Genomic DNA, 19,370 nt, shown 5'->3' with positions numbered 1-19,370 from the left:
GGAATTGGCGGATTCGTTCCACGAGCGCGTGGCCTTGACCGAGGTCGGCGCGGCCTGTGGTGGAACGGATCTGCCAATTCCAGCCTCCAGCCGAGGCCCGGGGGGAGTTGTCCACAGCAAGCGGGGCAAAGAACCTTGTCGAGGGGGGCGTGCTGCTCACCTCGCGGGCGTCGGCGGCCGGGTGGCCCCGGAGCTCGCTCTCGCGGCGGCTTGGCGGCGAAGGGCGGACCCGGATCAGGAGCGGCGCCTGGGCGGAGCCCGGGAGAACGGTCGGTGTGCTCCTGCGGCTGCGGGCGGCCCAACTGCTCAATCCGGGGCTCATCGTCAGTCACCGGCCGGCGGCTCGCCTCTGGATGATCGAGACCCTGGGTGCCGAGGCAGCGAACCGGCTCGAGTTCACCGATCCCGGGCTTCGTACCCGGAGCGGTCCGGCGGCCGGCGTCCGGATCCACCGGATCCCTCTTCCCGTGACCGACATCGTGGAGCGTTGCGGCCTGCGCGTCACCGGGGTCCCTCGTACCCTCGCCGACCTCCTCCGGGCGGGATCGAGGGATGACGCGCTGGTCGCCGTGGAGTCCGCGCTCGGCCACCGCCGGGTCGACGGGGTGCGCCACGCACCGCTCACCACCCCGGCCGCACTGGCGCGTGCCCTCCAAGCCCGCTCCACGGCGCCACCCGGGCCCACGACCGGCTGCGGCTCGCCGATCCCAGGACAGGCTCACCCGCAGAGACGGTGGCCCGACTGCGCATGTCCGACGCCGGCCTGTGTCCGGAGCCCCAGGCCGAGGTCCGCACCCCGGACGGCCGAACCGCCGTCGGCTCGACTTCCTGTTCCGCGCCGCCCCCGCGCTGCCGTGGCGGCTGTGGTGCCGGCCCGTGGAGAGGCCCGTCGGGCTGAGCACCACGAAAGCCAGTACGGCGGTGACCTGACCGTGCGTGCCGCTGCATGCACGCGCGCGTCTTATCGGCGCGGCGCCGCCTGGCGGGGGGTTACGTGGTACGCGCGGTCCCCGTGCCCTTCTCCGCGTCCAGCGCGTACACGCACCGGTCCTTGCTGCACGCGTACACCACACCGTCCTGCACCACGGGCGAGCCGGTGATCTCGCCGCCCGTCGCCAGTTTCCAGCGCAGGCGGCCGTCGTCGGCCTTGAGGGTGTAGAGGAGGTGGTCGGTGGAGCCGAAGTGGATGCGGCCCTCCGCCACCGCGGGCGCGCCGACGACCTCGCCGCCCGCCTGGAACCGCCACTTCGGGGTGCCGGTGACCGCGTCCAGCGTGTAGAGGCCCTTGCCGCTGCCGACGTGGACGTGGCCCGCCGCCACCAGGACCGGCTCGACGGACGAGCGGGCCTCCGTGGCGATGCGCCAGCGGTCGCGGCCGTCGGTGGCGTCGAGGGCGTAGACCGTGCCGAGGTAGTCGGCGAGGTAGACGCCGCCGCCGGTGACCGCGGGGCCGGGGACGAAGGCGGGCGGGCACAGGAAGACCGCCGGGGCCTCGAAGTGCCAGCGCACCATGCCGCTCGCCACGTCGATCGCGAGGACGCGGGTGCCGGCGGACACGTAGACGTAGCCGTCGGGGGCCGGCGTGATGCGGACCGGGACGCCGCCGCAGGAGGCCGCGTCGCCGATGGGGTACGACCAGCGCTCCTCGCCGGTGCGGGCCTCGAGGGCGCGCAGCCGGGCGTCCTGCCAGACGTAGACCGTGCCGTCGTGCACGAGGGGGCCGGCCTCGGGGGACTCGAAGTCGGTCTGGCAGCCGGCGATCTCCCACAGCTTCTGGCCGTTCGCGGCCTCCCACGCCAGGACTCCGCCGCCGCGGGTGCCGGTGACGACCGTGCCGCGGTCGGCCTTGAGGGAGTACACCCAGGCGTCCGTGGACAGCCGCCACAGGTCGGTGCCCTCGCGGGCGTCCAGCGCGAACAGGGTGGGGCCGTCGGAGGCGTGGATACGGCCGTCGGCGACCGCCATGGACCAGGCGACGTCGCGGGTCTTGAAGCGGCGGCGGCCGGTGGACACGTCCAGCGCGTGCACCTCGAAGGAGGTGACGTAGACCAGGCCGCTGTCGACGGCGGGGGTGCCCCAGACGTCGTTGGACATGCGGAAGCGCCAGGGGCGCCAGCCGGTCGCGGACTCGGCCGGTGCGGGCGGGGCGGCCGGCGCGGCGGTGTCGGCGCCGGTCACGCCGGGGCGGGGGCGGGACCATGTCGCGACCAGGCCGGCCTCCGGCGGGGGCGCCTTGACGGCGGCGGCGCGCGCGTCGGCGACCCGGGGGCCGGGGCCGATGGGCACCGGGGCGCCGGCCAGCCGGACCGGCCCGGTGTCGGGCGCGCCCATGGCGCCGACGGGCACCGGGGACGGGGACAGGGAGGGAACGGCGGGATCGTAGGGCGGCGGCGGGGGCACGGGCCCTCGGCCACCGGCACTGGCGCCGCCGCGCGGGCCGGGCGCGGTCGGGGCCGGCTTGGCGGCGGGGCGGCCGCCGCGGCGGGCCTCGATCAGGGCGACGGCCTTCTCGGGCAGCCAGGCGGAGGCGGTGCCGCTGTCGTCGGAGCCGGAGCCGAAGAGGTGGGGGGCGAGCTGGGCCTGGAGGTCGGCGGGGCTGGGCCGGCCGGCGGCCTCCATCTGCATGCAGGCCTCGATGAGCGGGCGCAGCTCGTCCGGCAGGCCGGTCAGGTCGGGGCCCTCGCGCAGCAGCATGAAGACCGTCTCGACCGGGTTGGCGCCGTGGAAGGGCGGGTGGCCGGTGGCCGCGAAGACGAGGGTGGAGCCGAGCGAGAAGACGTCGCTGGCACCGGTGACGCTGCGGGAGTCCTTGGCCTGCTCGGGGGACATGTAGGCGGGGGTGCCGACGGCGACGTTCGTCATCGTCAGACGGGTGTTCGAAACGCCGGACGCGATACCGAAGTCGATCACCCGGGGGCCGTCCTCGACCACGAGCACGTTCGACGGCTTCAGGTCGCGGTGGACCAGGCCCGCGCCATGGATCGACTGGAGGGCCTCCGCGACGCCCGCGGCGAGCCAGCGCACCGCCTGGGCCGGGAGCGGCCCGCAATCGTTCACTATCTCCTCGAGCGAGGGCGCGGGAACGTAGGCGGTGGCCAGCCAGGGCACGGCGGCCCGGGGGTCGGCGTCCACCACGGCCGCCGTGTAGAAGCCGGAGACCGCGCGTGCCGCCTCCACCTCGCGGGTGAAGCGGACCCGGAAGAGCTGGTCCTCGGCCAGCTCGGTGCGCACCGTCTTGATCGCCACGCGCCGGCCGGACGCCGAGCGTGCCAGATAGACCAGCCCCATGCCGCCGGCGCCCAACCGGCCCAGCACCTCGAACGGCCCGATCCGCCGCGGATCGTGCTGCGTCAGCTGATCCACCACTTGCCTGCCACCTCCCCGTACGAACCGCGTCACCCGCATATGGACGCGGCCGAAGTGCAGCGTCTCACCACCGCACCGCCGTGGCGGCACGCACCCTGATTCTTCCTGGCCGAGCCCCTGGTTGCGAACCCGGTGAAAAATCGGGGTGTCTTCGGACAGACTGGATGTTTCAGCGCTGCAGCAGTGCGAACGACGCCCCCTGATTGTCGGTGACCACGGCCACCTGCCCGTACGACGTTCCGAAGGGTGGCGCCTGCACCCGCCCGCCGAGCCGCTGGACGGCCCCGAGGGCGTCCTCCAGGTCCGTGACCCGGAAGTGCGTCAGGAAGTGCGGGGGCATCTCGGCGGGGAACACCTCGGTGACGTCCGCCCGCCCGAAGTCGGGCTCGGCGCCGCTGCCGAACAGGGCGTCGTGGAAGAGGCCGCCGTAGAAGGCGTTGGCGGCGGCGGTGTCCCGGGTGTACAGCTCGGCCCAGACGAAGGTTCCGGGGGCGTACCGGCGCCCGAAGCCCCGGTGGCTGCCCGCCTGCCACAGGGCGAACACCGCGCCCTCGGGGTCGGCGGCGAGAGCGGCGGTGCCGAGGCCGTCCACCGGAAACGGGGCCAGGATCAGCTGTCCGCCGGCGGCGGTGATCCGCCGGCCGAGCCCCTCGGCGTCCGGGGTGGCGAAGTACACGGTCCAGACGGTGGGCATGCGGCCGTCCGCCTTGTGGGCGAGTGCGGCGACCGGCTCCCCGTCCAGCCGGGCCCAGACGAAGGGGCCGTACCCCGCCTCGAAGGTCCACCCGAAAAGCTCACCGTAGAACCGCCTGCCCGCCTCGACGTCGGGCAGCTGGGCGTCCACCCAGCAGGGGACGCCCTCGCGGTACTCCCCCCCGTACGTCTCTCCGTACGCCTCTTCGTTCCCGGATGCCCTGTTTTCGGCCATGTCGTCAAAGTAACCGGGCCGCTCGCACGGCGCAGACCAGCCGCACCACGCTCTGTGTGCCCGTGCACCCCATTTGCAGTCGGCCAAATCGCGCTCCGACCCCCCCTCGGTAAGCTGACGGCATGACAGGACAAGTGCGTACCGTCGACGGCCGCGTGGCCGGCCGGCGTGGGCAGGCGACCCGGCAGAAGCTGCTCGACTGCCTCAGCGAGATGCTCAGCTCCTCCCCTTACCGGGACGTCAAGGTCATCGATGTCGCGCGGAAGGCGGGGACTTCACCTGCGACCTTCTACCAGTACTTTCCGGACGTCGAGGGTGCCGTCCTGGAGATCGCCGAGCAAATGGCCGCCGAGGGCGCGGGGTTGACCGAACTCCTCGCGGGGCGCACCTGGGGCGGTAAGGCGGGCTGGCAGACCGCACAGGAACTCGTGGACGGTTTCCTGGAGTTCTGGCGCAAGCACGATGCGATCCTGCGCGTGGTCGACCTCGGCGCGGCCGAGGGGGATAAACGGTTCTACAAGATCCGCATGAAGATCCTCAATTCGGTGAACAGCTCCCTCGCCGACTCCATCGCGGAACTGCAGTCCAAGGGCAGGGTCGACAAGGACGTCAGCCCGGCGGCGATGGCCGGCTCACTGGTCGCGATGCTCGCGGCGGTGGCCTCCCACCAGAAGGGCTTCCAGTCCTGGGGGGTGAAGCCGGCCCAGCTGAAGCCCAACCTGGCACTGTTGGTCCACCTGGGTGTGACGGGCAAGAAGCCGACGAAGTAGCACCCTCAGCACCCGGCGGCGCCCGGGTGGCACGTCCTGTCTGGCAGGCGGTGGTTTCGCACTCGCGAACCGCCGCCTGTGCGCTGTCCGGGCCTCACGCGGGCAGCGGACGGTCCCGTACCACGTGTTTCATCACCAGCGTCGAGGTGAGCCGCTGCACGCCCGGCAGGGTCGCGAGCCGCTCGTCGTACAGCCGCTGGAAGGCGGCGAGGTCGGCGGTGGCCACCCGCAGCAGATAGTCGGGTTCCCCGAACAGCCGCTGGGCGTCGAGGACGTGCTCCACTTCGCTGACCGCCCGCTCGAACTCCAGGACCGTCTCCCGGTCCTCCTGCCGCATGGAGACGAAGACCAGCGCCTCGAAGTTCAGCCCGAGCGCGCCCGGGTCCACCACCGCCCGGTAGCCCTGGATGGCGCCGGACCGCTCCAGCTCGCGCAGGCGCCGGTGGCACGGCGAGACGCTGAGCCTCACCCGCCCGGCCAGCTCGGTCAGGGTCAGCCGCCCGTCCTGTTGCAGCTCGGCAAGGATTTTCCGGTCCACATCGTCCATGAGGAAGATATTTGCTCGGATAACGCGATCACGGGCAAATTTCGGAAACACCTTTGGGCCATTCACGCCTAATGTCCCCCTCATGGACTCGGGACTGCTCTTCTCCTTCCTCGCCGTCGACCTGCTGCTGGTGTGCGTGCCGGGCGCCGACTGGGCCTACGTCATCGCGACCGCCCTGCGCGGCCGTCCGGTCCCCCGCGCGGTGGCGGGCCTGGTCAGCGGGTACGCCCTGCACACGGTCCTGGCGACGGCGGGCCTCACGGTGCTGGTGGCGGGCTCGCCGCGGCTGCTGACCGCGCTGACCGTGGCGGGCGCCGGGTATCTGCTGTGGCTGGGGTGGGGGGTGCTGCGCCGCCCGGTGGTCCCGGACGCGGCGGCCGGGACCCCAGGCACCGACCGGAGCCTCTTCCTGCGGGGTGCCACGATCAGCGGCCTGAACCCCAAGGGCCTGCTGCTCTACCTCTCGGTACTGCCCCAGTTCCTGACCCTGCGCGGCGACCGGCTGCCCGTCCCGGCACAGACGGCATCCCTGGGCCTGCTGCACATGGCGTGCTGCGCGGCGGTCTATCTCACCGTCGGCGTGCTCGCCCGTGCCCTGCTCGCGGCCCGGCCGGCGGCGGCCCGCGCACTCACCCGGACCTCGGGCGCGGCCATGCTCGGCATCGGGGCGTTCTTGCTGGTGGAGCGGCTGGCCACGCTCTGAGGCCGCACCGAGGGTCCGTGGCGTCCTACGAGGTGATCCGCAGCCGGCGTTCAGCGGGCCCGCGGCGGAGTCCTTCGGGAGGGGGCAGCGGTCCGCGGCCGACCGTGCCTCCCGCACGGCCACGCAGTGGTCCGCCAGCCGGTGCTCCACCGCCCGGGAAGAGCCGACGGAATGCCCGGACCGCTCGCCGCCCGACGTACTCCACGGTCCGCTCCGGCACGCGGTCGGCGCACCAGGGCCTCGGCGGCGGTGCCGTCACCGACTGCGGCGAGGGCGGCCTTCGTGGGGAAGGGCCGGCTGCCGGTGTCCGGAGAACTCCCGGTGCCCATGGCGGTGGTGGCCTGTCGGCCCAACACCTGGGCGTGCGCGGCCGGTTCCTGCCCGTAGAGGCCGCGCGGCAGCCGGGCGGGAGGCGGGCGGGCGCCAAGTGCGGCGATACGGCGGCGGGTTGCCCCGCCGCGGTGCCGCCTCCGGCACGGGGGCTGGTTCTGCTCCTCGGGAACCGTGGTGTTGGGCAGGGACTGAGCCACGGGCCGGGGTGATACTCGGCCCATGGCACAAGAGGATCTCCACGACATGCTCCGGTCCCTGCGGGTGTGGTCGCCCGGGGTGACGGAGCTACGGCCGTTCGACCCGGACAAGGCACCTCCGACACCGCTGCCTCTGTTCACGAGCTGGTTCACGCAGGCGGTGGAGGCGGGGCAGCCGGAGCCGCACACGATGTCACTGGCGACAGCGGACGCGGAGGGGAGGCCGGACGTGCGGATCGTGATGCTGCACGGCGCCGACGCGGACGGCTGGACCTTCGCCAGCCATGCCACCAGCCGCAAGGGCCGCGCGCTGGCCGCCCGCCCGTACGCGGCCCTCGCCTTCTACTGGCCGGTGCTTGCGCGCCAGGTGCGGGTGCGCGGCCCGGTGACGGCGGCCCCCTCGCCCCAGAGCCAGGCGGACCTGCACGCACGCTCCACGGGGGCGCTGGCGGCGGCGCTCACGGGGCGGCAGAGCGAGGAGCTGTCCTCGGTCGCCGAACTGCGGGAGGCGTCGCAGGCCGCCTGGGAGCAGGCCCGGCGCAACCCGGCAGCGCCCTGCCCGACCTGGACCCTGTACCGGCTGCGGCCGGAGACGGTGGAGTTCTTCCAGGGCGACGCCGAGCGGCGTCACGTACGGCTGGAGTACCGCCGCACGGAGTTCGGCTGGAGCAGGGGGCTGCTGTGGCCGTGACACCCGCGTGCCGCCGAGGCGCCGTACGGCCGCACACGCAGCGAAGGGGAACGGCATGAAGTGGCCGCTGCGGCGCAGGCCGCGCACACAGGACGTCCCGGCAGCGGGGCCCGTGCCGCTGACCGGCGTGGCCAAGACGACCGAGCCCGGCCCGGTCGCGGCCCTGGCGGCGCCGGGGCTCGTCACAGCGGGCGGGCCGGTGCTCCAACGGGCGTCCGGCGACGGGAGCCGGGTGGTGGCGCTGACCACCGGTGCGGAGCCGGTGATCCTGGGCATCACACACCGGGGCCCGGGCCACTTCGTGGTGGACGCGCTGGACGGCAGGATGCGCTCCGGAAGTCAGCTCGTCCACACCGAAGGCGCCTTCGCCTGCCGGGCGCTGGCCCATGCGGACGACCGTCCGGTGCGTGCGCTGCGGATCCAGGCGGACGGACCGTGGACGGTCGAGGTGACCGGCCTCGCCGATGCGGTCGTTCTCGACGGCCACGCCGAGCGCGCCGCCTCGGACGTCCTGCGCTACGAAGGCGGCCCGGCCGTCGCACTCCTGCGATACACGGGCGCCCCACGCTCCTCGGACGGCGGCTACTTCCTCACGGACACCTTCGAGCCCGACGGCTCCGGGTTCCTCGACGAACTGGCCAACCACGTCGGCCCCTGGACGGGGGAGGCCCCGCTGCCCGGCCCCTGCCTCATCTACGCGCGGGCGGACGGGCCCTGGTCGGTCACCGTTCATCCCCTGGAGTCATAGATCCCGTCCCCCGAACCCGTACACCGCGAAGTCCGCCACGCCCCGGTAGCCGATCCGCTGGTAGAGGCCGTTGCTCGTCGGGTTCGCGAGGTCGGTGAAGAGGAGCACCTCCCCCACCGAGCGCTCCAGCGCGGCCCGGCTCACCTCGGCGGTCACCGCGCCCGCGTAGCCGTGGCCGCGCAGGTGCGCCGGGGTGTACACCGGGGCCACCCGCGTCTGGCCGGCGATGTCCCGGGTCACGCCGGCCATCGAGACGGGGGTGCCGTCGGGGGACTCCCAGAGGGTGATGCCGCCGTAGGAGATGCGGGCGTCGGCCCAGGCTCCGGCGTCCTCGTTCGCCCGCAGTCCGACGGCGTGCATGAACTCCCCGTACCAGCGCGCCACCAGCTCCCGGTCCGCGGGGCCTGCGGTCCGTGCACGCCCCTGCGGCGGGGGCGCGGGCATCACCAACTCGGCGAGCCGGTAAAGCCGTTGGCGCTGGTGGAGGTCGGCGGGGGCTCCGGTGTGCCGCTGCCAGGACCGCACGAAGGCGGCGGCCGTGTCCCGCGCGGCGACGACGCCGGGGACCGGGTGACCGCGGTCCGCGAGGCGGGCCGCCAGCGCGTCGGCCTCCCCGTCGGTGACCGGGGTGATGTGGACGGGGAGGGGAGGCGTGTGGAACAGCGCCGCGCGGACCGGGCCCCCGCCCAGCCCGCCCAGCGTCCCGAACAGCGGGGGCTCGTCGCCGAAGATGTGCAGGCCGCGGCGCCGCAGCGCGTCCGCCACCGTCAGCGGGACAGTGTGCAGCGCCGGGTGGGAGTGCAGGAAGGCTGCCGCACGGGAGAGGAACTCGTCCAGGTCGCCGGTCAGTTGCCAGTCAGTGGGGTCCATACGGCCATCATCAGGTCCGGCCCTGGGGCCGGACACCCAGGCTCGCTCGCCCTTGCCCTGCGCCGCCGGCCCTCCATCCGCCACAGGGCGAGGCCGGTCCGCGGCACGACCGGGCCGCGGCGCGCCATCCGGCACCGCCGCAACCCCTGGAGGTGACGGTCCGTCAGGCATGCGCTGTGGGAAGCGATCTCGGGCAGGCGACGGTCCGTGACCGATCCGCAACCGATTCCGGTCTTGACCGAGACCCAACAGCCGGGTGCGTGATTACGCTCGCGCTCATGGCAGCTTTCCGCCCTTCCGCCGCGACCCTGGCGCGGATCACCGACGACCGCCCCGTCTACGTCATCGGCGCCGGTCCCGGCGGTCTCGCCGCCGCGTACGCGCTACGGGCGCGCGGCGTGCGGGCGGTGGTCCTGGAGAAGGCCGACCACGTCGGGGCGTCCTGGCGGCGCCACTACGACCGGCTGCGCCTGCACACCACCCGCCGGCTGTCCGCGCTGCCTGGTCTTGCACTGCCCCGCAGGTTCGGGCGCTGGGTGTCCCGGGACAATCTGGTCCGCTACCTGGAGAAGTACGCCGAGCACCACGAGCTGGAGATCGTCACCGGGGTCGAGGTGTCCCGGATCGAGCGGGCCGAGGACGCAGACGGCTGGCTGCTGCACGCCTCCGGCGGGCGGGAGCTGACCGGCCGCGCGGTGGTCGTCGCCACCGGCTTCAACCACACCCCGCGCGTGCCCGACTGGCCCGGCCGCGGGGCGTACGGCCGGGAGGACGGCAGGGAGTTCCGGCACGCCTGCGAGTACCGCAACGCCGAGCCGTACGCGGGCCGGGACGTGCTCGTCGTCGGCGTCGGCAACACCGGCGCCGAGATCGCCGTGGACCTGGTGGAAGGCGGCGCCGCGCGGGTGCGGCTGGCGGTGCGCACGGTCCCGCACATCGTGCGCCGCTCCACCCTGGGCTGGCCCGCGCAGTACTCGGGCGTGCTGGTACGGCGGCTGCCGGTGCGGCTCGTGGACCAGCTGTGCCGGCTCCAGGCCAGGGTCGGCGTGCCGGACCTGTCCGCCCACGGCCTGCCCCGCCCGGACACCGGCCTGTACAGCAGGGTCAGGCAGGGTGCGATCCCGGTCCAGGACGTCGGCCTGATCGACGCCGTACGGAAGGGGAAGGTCGAGATCGTGGCCGCCGTCGAGTCCTTCGAGGACGGGAAGGTGGTCCTCGCCGACGGCGCGCGGATCGAGCCGGACGCGGTGATCGCGGCGACGGGATACACGCGCGCCCTGGAGGGGCTGGTCGGGCACCTCGGCGTACTGGACGGGCGCGGGAGGCCGGTGGTGCACGGCGGTCGGGCGCCCGCGAACGCGCCCGGTCTGTACTTCACCGGGTTCACCAATCCGATCAGCGGGATGCTCCGGGAGCTGGCCGTCGACGCCGAGAAGATCGCGAAGTCCGTGACCAAGGGGCTTCGCACCGGGCGGTAGCTTTGCCGTTCTGACCGGTGTGTCCGCCAGGACGAGCGGGCGCCGGTGGTCCGGGCCGGGTTCCGGCGGGTGCCGGGCGCCTCCGCGACCGGCGTCACCGTGATCACGGCGCCGCCCGCCGCGCCGGGCCCCGCGGGTTTCGCCTGCCGGCCCTTCTCCTCCCTCTCCCCCGGCCCGCCCCCCGTCTGCTTCCTGGCGGGCCGTACGTCCACGACCTGGCCACGCATCCCCCTGCCGGCGTCTTCCGCGTCGGCGTACTCGCCGCCGGGCATGACGGTCTGCACACCGGTGACGACCGCGCCGGTTCACACGGCCAGTGCGGGAGCCGTCGGGGTCCGCCTGATCACCAGGGCCATCAGGGCCGCCGCCGCGCACAGGGCGCCGGATGCGTACCAGACCATGTCGTAGCTGCCGAAGACATCACGGACGACGCCGCCGAAGAAGGCGACGAGGGCCGCGCCGACCTGGTGGGAGGCGAGCACCCAGCCGAAGACGATGGCGCTGTCCTCGCCGTACTGCTCCCGGCACAGGGCGAGGGTGGGCGGGACGGTGGCCACCCAGTCGAGGCCGTAGAAGACGATGAAGAAGATCATCGGGGGATGGACCGCCGGGCCCAGCAGCATGGGCAGGAACAGGAGCGAGATGCCGCGCAGGGCGTAGTACACGGCCAGCAGGCGACGCGGTTCGAAGCGGTCGGTGAACCAGCCGGAGGCGATCGTGCCGACCACGTCGAACACGCCGACGACCGCGAGCAGCGAGGCCGCCGTCGTGACCGGCATGCCGTGGTCGTGCTCGGCGGGCACGAAGTGCGTCTGGACCAGGCCGTTGGTGGAGGCGCCGCAGATGGCGAAGGTGCCGGCGAGCAGCCAGAAGGGGCCGGTGCGCACCGCGGAGGACAGGACGGTCAGCGCGCGGCGGGCGGCGCCGGTGACCGGGGGTGGCTTGGGTACGAACTCCGTGGCGCCGTACGGCTTCAGGCCCACGTCGGCCGGGTGGTCGCGCAGCAGGAGCCAGACGAGCGGGACGACGGCGAGGGCGGCCAGGGCCACCGTCACGGCGGCCGGACGCCAGTCGTGCGTCTCCACCATCCAGGACAGCAACGGCAGGAAGATCAGCTGGCCGGAAGCGGACCCGGCGGTCAGGATGCCGCTGACCAGGCCGCGTCGCTCGGTGAACCAGCGGTTGGTGACCGTCGCGGCGAAGGCCAGCGCCATGGAGCCGGAGCCGAGGCCGACGAGCAGACCCCAGCACAGCAGCAGCTGCCAGGCCGCCGTCATCCACACGGTCAGCCCGGAGCCGAGCGCGATCACGGTCAGCGCGACCGCGACCACGCGGCGGATGCCGAAGCGGTCCATGAGCGCGGCGGCGAAGGGCGCGGTGAGGCCGTAGAGCACGAGGTTGAGGGAGACGGCCGCGCCGATCGTGCCGCGTGACCAGCCGAACTCCTGGTGCAGCGGGTCGATGAGCAGGCCGGGCAGGGAGCGGAAGGCCGCCGCACCGACGATCGTGACGAACGTGACGGCGGCGACGAACCAGGCACGGTGCACGCGGCTGCGCCGGGCGGGCGGGGCCTGGACGGGGACTGCTGCTGGGCTTGTCTGAGTCACGTCATAGAGCCTCCGGGACGCTGCTCCGCCGAGCGAGTGGCCCGGGGGACAGTGTTCGCTAGGATCGGGCCATGACCGTCGGCCAGGATCACCGCCCGCACCGGATCGCCGTCCTCGCGCTGGACGGCCTGCTCCCCTTCGAGCTGGGCATACCGCACCGGATCTTCGGGCGTCCGCGGGACGCGGAGGGGCGGCCACTGTACGAGGTCGTCACCTGCTCCGTCCGGCCACCGGGCCCCGTCGAGACGGACGCCGACTTCGCGATCCAGGTCGCGCACGGCCCCGACACCCTGGCCACCGCCGACACGGTGATCGTCCCGGCGTCGTACGAACTCGGCCCGGTGTACGAGGAGGGCCGGCTCACCGAGGAGCTGGCCGCCGCGCTCGCCCGGATCCGCCCCGGCACCCGGCTCGCCTCCATCTGCACGGGGGTGTACGTCCTTGCCGCCGCCGGAGTGCTCGACGGCCGCCCGGCGACCACGCACTGGTCGGACGCCGAGCGCTTCCAGCGGATGTTCCCGCGGATCAGGGTCGACGCGGACGTGCTGTTCATCGACGACGGGGATGTGCTGACCTCGGCCGGGGTGGCCGCCGGGATCGATCTGTGCCTGCACATCGTGCGCCGCGACTTCGGCACCGCGGTCGCCAACGACGTGGCCCGGCGCACCGTCGTACCGCCCCACCGCGACGGCGGGCAGGCCCAGTTCATCCAGCGCCCGGTCCCCGACCCCCAGCTCTCCACGACCACGGCGGCCCGCGCCTGGGCCCTGGGCCGCCTGCACGAGCCGATCCAGCTGCGCGACATGGCCGGGCAGGAGGCCATGTCGGTACGCACCTTCACCCGCCGCTTCCGTGAGGAGGTCGGCGTCAGCCCCGGCCAGTGGCTCACCCAGCAGCGCGTCGAACGTGCCCGCCACCTCCTGGAGTCGACCGACCTGTCCGTGGACCAGGTGGCGCGGGACGCCGGTTTCGGCACGGCCCAGTCGATGCGGCAGCACCTACAGCAGGCGCTGGGGGTGACCCCCACGGCGTACCGGCGCACCTTCCGGACGGGGCGGTCGCGAGCGACATGACACGCTCACGTGGGGGTCCGGGGAGTTGTCCACAGCCTGTGGAGAAGAGGGGCGGTGCGCGTTCCTGCCGTCGGCGACGCCCGAGCCGGTTGGCGGCGCGCCCCCCTTGCCGGTTCTCCCCGCGCCGCCGCCCGGCCGCGACCCACACTCGACGAGGGCTGCCGTCGCCGGCCCCTCGCCGTCCCCTCACGGCGAATCGTCGCCCCCTAAGCGTGTTCAACCGGTCACAACCCGTCAACACAGGTAGGACGATTTATCGCTTATGTCCCAAGTGCGCCGACCGCGCACGGGTGCACCCCCGGCGCACCGGCGCACCCGGGATCTACACGGCTTCGAACGCGAGGCCCTCGTACGCGGACAGTCCGCCTCCGTACGCCACCGCTGCGCTCTCGCGGGACTGTGAGCAGCGGTCCAGCTCGCACCAGATGCTCTTTCCGGCACCCTCGGGGGTCCAGCCCCAGCGGTCGGCTAGGCAGTCGACCAGCGCAAGGCCCCGGCCGCCGGTGGCGTCACCGCCGACACAGCGCGGGACGGGCGCCCGGGTGCTGCTGTCGGCCACCTCCAGGCGCACGGTGGCCGAGGCGGCCGACTCGGCCGGGGCGCCCGGCAGCAGGAGCCGCAGCACGGCCGGGCGGCCGGTGTGCACCACGGCGTTGGTCACCAGCTCGGAGACGAGCAGGATCAGGGTCTCGGCCAACGGCTCGTCGGCCGCCACCCCGAACCCGGCGAGCCGGGAGCGGGCCCATCTCCTCGCCCGCCCCACCTCCGCGGGGTCGGGCCGGATTTCCAGCTGCACTTGAAGCACCTGCACCGCTCACACCATCCGAACCGGCGGACACATGACGCCGCGCCGCCCGAACGCCACCGCGGTGCGCGGCGACGATCACGGCGAGGGCCACGATCGTAGCCATTTTCTGCATGGCCAGGACAACGGCTAGAAGCAAGGGTCACGGAACGTGACTCCCTTACGGGAAAGCATGGTTGACGTACAGTCACGCCAACAAGCGCTTCGGGCATATTCCCGCGCGAAGGAGTACCTCAGAGGCATACTGTGCGACGCTTGTGCCGGGGAGTCGAACAGGTAGAACCAGTCGCATCCCACACAAGGTACCGGAGCGGACACCCGACTCCGGGCTGTGACGACTCCCGCGAAGGACACAAGCCGGTATCGACGCTCCGTGGTTCCGGCATGCCACGATCCGCGACACCGGCCGGCGGTTCAGGCCGGCGGATCGGCAGGTCGGCAGGTCGGCAGGTCGGCCAGCGAGGATCTCCTCGCGCTGCGCGCCTCCGCGCGCGCGTCCGGCCCGCACCCGGGCCCCTTCGGACGCAGACGCCCGTCCGCCTCCCAGGTGAAGCCCATGTCACCGTGCGCCGGGCGGCAGTCGCGGGCGCCGCGTACGGCGGCGGCGTCGGCGAGCAGCCGGGCGGCGGCGCTGTCCGCGGAGCCGGCGGTCACGGCCGACGCGTAGACGGCCGCGCGGGCGGTCTCGGCCCTCGCCCCGGCGGGTCGGCGCACAGGTGTCCGACGGCCTGGAACCCCCCGATCGGCTGCGCGAACTGTTCCCGCGGCCGGGCGTGTTGGAGGAGTTGGCCCGCGCTCGCGTTCGGCCGTACGGGGACCTCGAGCCGTGCGTGGGCTGACCGAGAGGCGCTACTGCGGGACCGTGAAGTAGCGCGCGAACGCCGGGACGATCTCCGTTTCGCCGATTCTGCCGTCACCGTCGGTGTCGAGCGCCGTGGCGACCGCGTGGGCGGTGTGTTCCGGGACGTGCAGGACGCGCAGGACACGCACGGCGTCGGCGACCGTGGTGTGGCCGTCGGCGTCGGGGCGCGCCACCGCGAGGGCCGCGTGCAGGAAGGGGCGGGCGATCTCGGCGAAGCGGTCGGGATTGTCACGCAGACGCTTGACCGCGCCGGTGACGAACTCCTCGCGGGTGATGCGCTGGTCGCCGTCCCGGTCCGCGATGCCCGCCATGCCCTGCCAGAACGCCTCCGCACCGGCGTAGAGCGCCTGCCCCTTGTCGGACCGGGCGGTCACGGCGAACTCGGCGAGCAGTACCTGGGCCGCCGCGCTGAAGTCCTCGCGGGCGATCCAGCCGTTGCCGTCCTGGTCCAGGGTGTCGAATCGGGCGGCGATCCTGCGCTCGTACTCGGTACTGACCATGTCTGTTCGGGCCGCCTTAGTGTGCGTGGGTTGATCTGGCACGGAGCGTACGACGCGGCGGGCCGGCAGATGGCGGGAACACCGCCGTTGTGCCAAGACCGGGGGAATACTGCGACAACTGTGTGGCATGCCGTGGACCTCGGCGCGGCAGCCGGGGGCGGGCGGTCAGGCCGAGAGCGGGCCCGCTTCGGCCGTCGGTCCGTCCGCCGTCGCGGACTCCACGTCGGCGCGGACGTCGAACAGGCGGCGGACACCGAGCGCGCCGAGTACCCGGTTGACGTGCGAGCCGTCGTTCGCGCCCCGGTCCGGCAGGATCAGCCGCAGCCGCCCCTGGCAGGACCGGATCAGTCTGCGGGCGGCGACGAGGACACCGACGCCGCTGGAGTCGCAGAAGAAGACGTCGGAGAGGTCCACCACGAGGCGGTGATGGCCCTCGGCGACCGCGTCGTGCACCCGCTGGCGCAGCACCGGCGATGTGATCAGGTCCAGCTCGCCCGACACCCGGAGCACGGCCCAGTCACCGTGTTCCGTGCCGGTCACCTTGAATGCCACAGCCATGCCCCTCCGCTCGCCGGATGTTCCGGAACCGCCCGGAAAACGGAAGCAGTTCCTACGTTTCTTTCCGCGCGGCTGCCCAGCGGCCGTTCCCCGAAACGTCGGGCGACAAACCGACGGTGATCGACTAGGGACTTGTTCAGGTCACTATCGGTCCAGTTCGATCAGTCTTCGGTCAGACTTGGGCACCCACCCCGTGAAGGACGTGTGAAGGGGGCACTATCACGTGCGGCCCTTCGGGGGGCGCGTATTGGCATAAAGGGGCGTGCGTTGTCAGACGTGCCGACTACATTCGAGATCACGGCACCGACACGCTGGACTGGCCGGACACGGGCGAGGGGAGGAACCGCATGGCCGAGAAGGACGTACCACCCCGCTGGGACCGCAAGATGCAGCAGCGGCTCGCCCGCGGTGAAGCCGCCGCCCTGGGCGAGCTGTACGACCGGTTCGCCTCCCTCGTGCACAGCCTCGCCCACCGCGTCCTCGGCGACGAGCAGGGCGCCGACAGCATCACCCGCGAGGTCTTCGCCCACGTCTGGGAACACCCCGAGACCTACAACCCCCAGCAGGGCCCGCTGCGCTCCTGGGTCGCGGGCCTGACCCACCGGCTGGCCGTGCAGCGGCTGCGCGACAGCGAGACCGCCGCGCTGTCCCGGGGCAGCGGCGCCACCGACGAGCGGCAGAGCGCCGCGCGGGTGGTGGAGGACAAGGTGCGCCACGCCTCGGTCGCCGCCCGCGCCGACTACATCGTCCACTCCATGCCCGCCCCGCTGCGCGCCGCCCTGGAGCTGGCCTACTTCCAGCGCCGCGACTACCGCCAGACCGCCGCCGACCTCGGCGTCACCGAGGACGAGGCCCGCCGCCGGCTCCGCCTCGGTCTGCAACTGCTGTCCACCGCCCATGACATGGGGGCACCTCCGGGGTACGGGGGTGCGGTGTGAGCGGGGCGGGACGCTTCGGGGCACACGACGGCTGCGACGACGGGCACGGGAACAGGAACGAGGAGCGGACGAGGCGGGGGCAGGACGGGCGTGGCGGCGGTGCCGTGCCCGGAGGCGACGGGGGTCGCGAACCGGACCGGTCGCCGCGCGTCCGGGTGCCCCGCGCCTCCGTCGAGGACAGCGGACTGTCGCTGCCCGGCCTCGCCGGCCTGGGACAGCCCACACCCGTGCCGATCGACCTGCCGCACGACGTCCTGAAGTCGCTCCTCGGTGCCTGGGCCCTGGCCGCCTGCTCGGCCGCCGAGACCGCGGCCGTCGAGGAGCACCTCGGCACCTGCGGAGCGTGCGCGGACGAGGCACGGCGGCTGCGCGAGGCGGTCGGCCTGCTGCACCAGCCGGAGAGCCTCGACCTGGACCCGCGGCTGCGCCACCGCGTTCTGGAGAGCTGCCTGGACCGCCGGCCGCCGCGCATCCCGGTGCCCGCGTGGGCGGCGCCGTACGACGCCGAGACCGCGCGGCTCGACGCGCTGCTGCAGGACTTCGGGGACGCCGAGTGGCAAGCGCCGGTGCAGCTGCGGTGGTTCGAGGCGGACGCGGCGAAGAGCCGCCGTACCACTGTGGCCGGGGTGATCGCGCACCTGCTGGCGGTGGACGGGCTCGTCGCGGCGGCGCTCGGCCTGACGGCCCCGCCGGCCGAGGGACCAGGGGCCGCCGGGGCCGGACAGGGCGCCGAGGACGCCGCGCGGGGGCCGGCCGCACGCACGGAGGCGTTCTGGCGGGCCACCCGCTTCCCGCAGACCCGGTCGGTGCGGGAGCCCTGGCGGGAGCAGAGCCACGCCCTCGTGCGGACCGTGTCGTTCACGGGCGGCAGCGCCGACGGGCTCGAGGTGCCGTACGGCGACTTCGCGCTGCCGCTGCACGACGCGATGCTGGACCGCGCCTTCGAGTGCTGGGCGCACGCGGAGGACATCGCGGAAGCGGTGGACTACCCGTACGAGCCGCCCGCGCCGCGCCATCTGAGGAAGATGATCGACCTGGCGGTCCGTATGCTGCCGGGCACGCTGGCCGAGCGGCGCCGGGCGGGGCTGTCCGCGCCCGGCCGGAGCCCGCATCTGGTGGCGGCGGGCACGCCGGGGCGCAGCCTGCGCCTGGAGATCGAGGGCGCGGCGGGCGGCGAGTGGCTGATCCCGCTGGACTCGCCCGCCGCAGTGGCCTCCGCGGAGTTCGAGGTGGCCCATGTCGCCCTGGACGGTGCCGAGTTCTGCCGGCTGGCCGCAGGACACGTGTCGCCGCAGGAGGCCGCGGCGGGGCAGGACGGCGACCGGGAGGCGATCAGGGAGGTGCTGGCCGCCGCGGCGGCGCTGAGCCGGAGGTGAGGCGCGCGGCGGTGCTTCCGGTGCCGCAGCCGGGCCGGGGGCGGGGTTCGCTCGCTGAAGCCCCGGGAGGCACGGCCGCCCGCAGCCGCGGTGTCAGGCGAACACCACCGTCCGGCGGCCGTTCAGCAGGATCCTCCGCTCCGCATGCCACTTCACCGCACGTGCCAGCGCCTGGCACTCCACGTCGCGGCCGACGGCGACCAGTTGGTCGGGAGTGGCGTCATGGCCCACGCGCTCGACCTCCTGCTCGATGATCGGGCCCTCGTCCAGGTCGGCCGTCACATAGTGCGCCGTCGCGCCGATCAGCTTCACGCCCCTCGCGTGCGCCTGGTGGTACGGCTTGGCGCCCTTGAAGCTCGGCAGGAAGGAGTGGTGGATGTTGATGATCCGGCCGCTCAGCTCCTTGCACAGGTCGTCCGAGAGGACCTGCATGTAACGGGCGAGGACGACCAGTTCCACCTTCTCCTCGCGCACGAGCTCCAGGAGCCGGGCCTCGGCCTCGGCCTTGGTCTCCTTCGTCACCGGGATGTGGTGGAAGGGGATGTTGTACGAGCCCACCAGCTCGGCGAAGTCGGTGTGGTTCGACACCACGGCCGCGATCTCCACCGGCAGAGCGCCGGTACGGGCGCGGAAGAGCAGGTCGTTCAGGCAGTGGCCGAACTTGCTGACCATCACGACGATGCGCATCTTCTCGTCGGCCCGGTTGATCTGCCAGTCCATGTGGAAGGAGTCACCGATCGCGGCGAAGCTCGCCCGCAGCTTGTCCACCGTCACCGGCGACTCCGCCGAGAAGTGGACGCGCATGAAGAACAGACCCGTGTCGTGGTCGCCGAACTGCTGGCTGTCCTCGATGTTGCAGCCGGTCATGAACAGGTAGCTGGACACCGCGTGCACGATGCCCTTCTTGTCCGGGCAGGAGAGGGTGAGGACGTACTGGTCGGCCGGCGCGGCGGCGGGGGCGGGCTGCTCGTTCATGCACCACAGCGTCTCATGTCCGGACCAGCCCGAGGGGCGCCGTCC

General features: G+C 73.4%; 17 protein-coding genes and 3 pseudogenes. 10 read left to right on the top strand and 10 right to left on the bottom strand.

Annotated features, from left to right (window positions below):
• Window positions 1-990: 990 nt before the first annotated feature.
• Window positions 991-3,366, bottom strand: coding sequence for a serine/threonine-protein kinase (locus K7G59_RS14460; protein WP_225834136.1), 2,376 nt, complete (start codon window positions 3,364-3,366; stop codon window positions 991-993).
• A gap of 169 nt (window positions 3,367-3,535) precedes the next feature.
• On the bottom strand, window positions 3,536-4,294 hold the full coding sequence (locus tag K7G59_RS14455) for a VOC family protein (RefSeq protein ID WP_225834133.1): 759 nt from the start codon (window positions 4,292-4,294) through the stop codon (window positions 3,536-3,538).
• Window positions 4,295-4,416: 122 nt separating this feature from the next.
• On the opposite strand from K7G59_RS14455, the gene K7G59_RS14450 reads away from it, so the two are divergent.
• A complete protein-coding gene (locus K7G59_RS14450) occupies window positions 4,417-5,064 on the top strand; it encodes a TetR family transcriptional regulator (protein WP_225834131.1) in 648 nt (215 codons plus the stop codon).
• Window positions 5,065-5,158: 94 nt separating this feature from the next.
• Here K7G59_RS14450 and K7G59_RS14445 read toward each other — a convergent pair whose 3' ends face one another.
• The gene (locus K7G59_RS14445) at window positions 5,159-5,611 is read right to left on the bottom strand and encodes an Lrp/AsnC family transcriptional regulator (protein WP_374114227.1); all 453 of its coding nucleotides are present in this window, start codon (window positions 5,609-5,611) and stop codon (window positions 5,159-5,161) included.
• Window positions 5,612-5,693: 82 nt separating this feature from the next.
• Between K7G59_RS14445 and K7G59_RS14440 the strand changes: the two genes are divergently transcribed.
• From K7G59_RS14440 to K7G59_RS14425, 4 genes and pseudogenes are all read left to right on the top strand, one after another.
• Window positions 5,694-6,314 (top strand): LysE family translocator, encoded by a 621-nt coding sequence (locus tag K7G59_RS14440; protein WP_225834127.1) that lies wholly within the window; start codon window positions 5,694-5,696, stop codon window positions 6,312-6,314.
• Window positions 6,315-6,590: 276 nt separating this feature from the next.
• Window positions 6,591-6,839, top strand: a pseudogene (locus K7G59_RS35330) (acetyl-CoA acetyltransferase); the annotation flags it as partial.
• 27 nt (window positions 6,840-6,866) lie between these two features.
• Window positions 6,867-7,535 (top strand): pyridoxal 5'-phosphate synthase, encoded by a 669-nt coding sequence (locus tag K7G59_RS14430; protein ID WP_225834125.1) that lies wholly within the window; start codon window positions 6,867-6,869, stop codon window positions 7,533-7,535.
• Between the two features lie 55 nt (window positions 7,536-7,590).
• Window positions 7,591-8,283, top strand: a complete 693-nt coding sequence (locus K7G59_RS14425) for a hypothetical protein (RefSeq protein WP_225834123.1) — start codon at window positions 7,591-7,593, stop codon at window positions 8,281-8,283.
• Here K7G59_RS14425 and K7G59_RS14420 read toward each other — a convergent pair.
• Entirely contained in the window at window positions 8,278-9,153 is an 876-nt protein-coding gene (locus K7G59_RS14420; RefSeq protein ID WP_225834121.1) for a GNAT family N-acetyltransferase, read from the bottom strand. The genes K7G59_RS14425 and K7G59_RS14420 overlap by 6 nt on opposite strands.
• 278 nt (window positions 9,154-9,431) lie before the next feature.
• Here K7G59_RS14420 and K7G59_RS14415 point away from each other — a divergent pair, with 278 nt between their 5' ends.
• Entirely contained in the window at window positions 9,432-10,631 is a 1,200-nt protein-coding gene (locus K7G59_RS14415; protein ID WP_225834119.1) for an NAD(P)/FAD-dependent oxidoreductase, read from the top strand.
• Between the two features lie 15 nt (window positions 10,632-10,646).
• Window positions 10,647-10,907 (top strand): annotated as a pseudogene (locus K7G59_RS14410) (flavin reductase family protein); the annotation flags it as partial.
• A gap of 29 nt (window positions 10,908-10,936) precedes the next feature.
• Here K7G59_RS14410 and K7G59_RS14405 read toward each other — a convergent pair.
• On the bottom strand, window positions 10,937-12,238 hold the full coding sequence (locus K7G59_RS14405) for an MFS transporter (RefSeq protein ID WP_225834117.1): 1,302 nt from the start codon (window positions 12,236-12,238) through the stop codon (window positions 10,937-10,939).
• A gap of 71 nt (window positions 12,239-12,309) precedes the next feature.
• On the opposite strand from K7G59_RS14405, the gene K7G59_RS14400 reads away from it, so the two are divergent.
• Entirely contained in the window at window positions 12,310-13,311 is a 1,002-nt protein-coding gene (locus tag K7G59_RS14400) for a GlxA family transcriptional regulator (RefSeq protein WP_225834115.1), read from the top strand.
• A gap of 322 nt (window positions 13,312-13,633) precedes the next feature.
• On the opposite strand, the gene K7G59_RS14395 is transcribed toward K7G59_RS14400, so the two are convergent.
• The 4 genes and pseudogenes from K7G59_RS14395 to K7G59_RS14380 all read right to left on the bottom strand — a co-directional run bounded on the left by K7G59_RS14395 (window position 13,634) and on the right by K7G59_RS14380 (window position 16,036).
• Window positions 13,634-14,107: an ATP-binding protein gene (locus K7G59_RS14395; protein WP_225834114.1), complete on the bottom strand. Its 474-nt coding sequence runs from the start codon at window positions 14,105-14,107 to the stop codon at window positions 13,634-13,636.
• A gap of 466 nt (window positions 14,108-14,573) precedes the next feature.
• A pseudogene (locus tag K7G59_RS14390) lies at window positions 14,574-14,898 on the bottom strand (acyl-CoA dehydrogenase family protein); the annotation flags it as partial.
• Between the two features lie 67 nt (window positions 14,899-14,965).
• A complete protein-coding gene (locus K7G59_RS14385; protein WP_225834113.1) occupies window positions 14,966-15,478 on the bottom strand; it encodes an EF-hand domain-containing protein in 513 nt (170 codons plus the stop codon).
• Window positions 15,479-15,643: 165 nt separating this feature from the next.
• Window positions 15,644-16,036, bottom strand: coding sequence for an STAS domain-containing protein (locus K7G59_RS14380; protein WP_225834112.1), 393 nt, complete (start codon window positions 16,034-16,036; stop codon window positions 15,644-15,646).
• Window positions 16,037-16,383: 347 nt separating this feature from the next.
• On the opposite strand from K7G59_RS14380, the gene K7G59_RS14375 reads away from it, so the two are divergent.
• Together K7G59_RS14375 and K7G59_RS14370 are read left to right on the top strand one after the other, a co-directional pair.
• Complete coding sequence (locus K7G59_RS14375) at window positions 16,384-16,974, top strand: sigma-70 family RNA polymerase sigma factor (RefSeq protein ID WP_225834111.1); 591 nt, start codon at window positions 16,384-16,386, stop codon at window positions 16,972-16,974.
• Entirely contained in the window at window positions 16,971-18,350 is a 1,380-nt protein-coding gene (locus K7G59_RS14370) for a zf-HC2 domain-containing protein (protein WP_225834110.1), read from the top strand. Before K7G59_RS14375 ends, K7G59_RS14370 begins: the two co-directional genes overlap by 4 nt.
• Before the next feature lie 93 nt (window positions 18,351-18,443).
• Here K7G59_RS14370 and purU read toward each other — a convergent pair whose 3' ends face one another.
• Complete coding sequence (purU, locus tag K7G59_RS14365) at window positions 18,444-19,325, bottom strand: formyltetrahydrofolate deformylase (protein WP_225834109.1); 882 nt, start codon at window positions 19,323-19,325, stop codon at window positions 18,444-18,446.
• Window positions 19,326-19,370 lie beyond the last annotated feature (45 nt).

This window comes from Streptomyces sp. NK08204, assembly GCF_020400585.1.
GTDB lineage: Bacteria > Actinomycetota > Actinomycetes > Streptomycetales > Streptomycetaceae > Streptomyces.
The sequence above is the reverse complement of the archived record's forward strand: the minus strand, read 5'-3'. Positions and strand labels throughout refer to the sequence as shown.